This is a genomic window from Pseudoalteromonas sp. Z1A2 (genome assembly GCF_011378755.1).
GTDB lineage: Bacteria > Pseudomonadota > Gammaproteobacteria > Enterobacterales > Alteromonadaceae > Pseudoalteromonas > Pseudoalteromonas distincta.
The window spans coordinates 1-1,128 of record NZ_WTKX01000074.1 but is presented as its reverse complement, the minus strand read 5'-3'; the positions used below and the strand labels follow the sequence as shown (position 1 = coordinate 1,128).

Annotated in this window: 1 protein-coding gene; it reads left to right on the top strand. The window is 37.5% G+C overall.

The genetic code is table 11. The features are described 5' to 3' along the window. Positions 1 to 188: 188 nt before the first annotated feature. Positions 189 to 1,128: IS110 family transposase (locus tag GQR47_RS20210; RefSeq protein ID WP_165724410.1), on the top strand; the 940-nt coding region annotated here is incomplete at its 3' end.

The window sequence follows — 1,128 nt, the reverse complement described above, 5'->3', positions numbered from 1 at the left end:
CTTGTATCTCTCATTGATAAATGATTAGCTATCATTTATCACATCGAAGTCAGTGAGCTTGCCTTCGCGTCTAGTATTTAATACTGCTCCGTAGATAAAGCCCTGACTTTCTATTCTCACAAACTGAATGGTATCCAAGCACGCTTTTATTTAAGTAGATGCTGTATGTACAAGGGGAGTAAGTAGAGATGATGTTTATCGGCATTGATATTAGTAAAGAGAAGATTGATTTATCGTGGTTGAGAGACCAACTTACAAATAAAATTAAAACAAAAGTCTTTAAAAACAAGCGCCAAGATTTTGTAACAATAGAAAAATGGCTTTTAAATACAACAAAAAGCGCTGCTAATGAGCTCGTTATCACCCTCGAACCAACGGGTGTTTATCATGAAGCACTGATGTATTTTTTATACGAGCAAGGCTTTAATATTATTTTAGCGAACCCTGGTAAAGCTAAAAAGTATGCAGACGCTTTAAACATAATTCATAAAACAGACAAATCTGATGCAACGATGCTTGCTCATTATGGCTGTGCCAAGCACGCAGTCGTTAATTATTGGCAACCTGAAGCATTAGCAATTAGAGAGCTTAAAGCCCTTATCCGTCGTTTAGATGCGCTTGAGAGTAACCGGCAACGAGAAGCGAACCGATTAGAAGCAAGTGAATTCAGCAACGTTTCTGCGCGTGTTTGCCAATCTATAAAAGTGACTATCGCGTTTTTAGACGATGAAATTAAACAACTTAAATCTGACATTGATAACCACATAGATAATGAACCTGATTTAAAAAGAAACAGGAAACTACTTGAGTCAATCCCTGGCATAGGGCCCGTATTATCGAGAGAGCTGACGTATTTGTTTGCGGCTAAAAAATTTAATAAAGCCAAAGAAGCGGCGGCTTATTGTGGATTAATCCCACGGCATAATGAATCGGGTAAATTAAAAGGGCGAACATCAATCAGTAAACTTGGCCCAGCCAGAATTCGATGTAAACTTTATATGGCAGCCGTTGTTGCTGGGCAATGGAATAAAACAATAAAACGACACAAGTTAACGTTAATAAATAATGGTAAAACACCAATGCAAGCTGTGTGTGCAAATATGCGAAAGCTAATTCATATATGTTTTG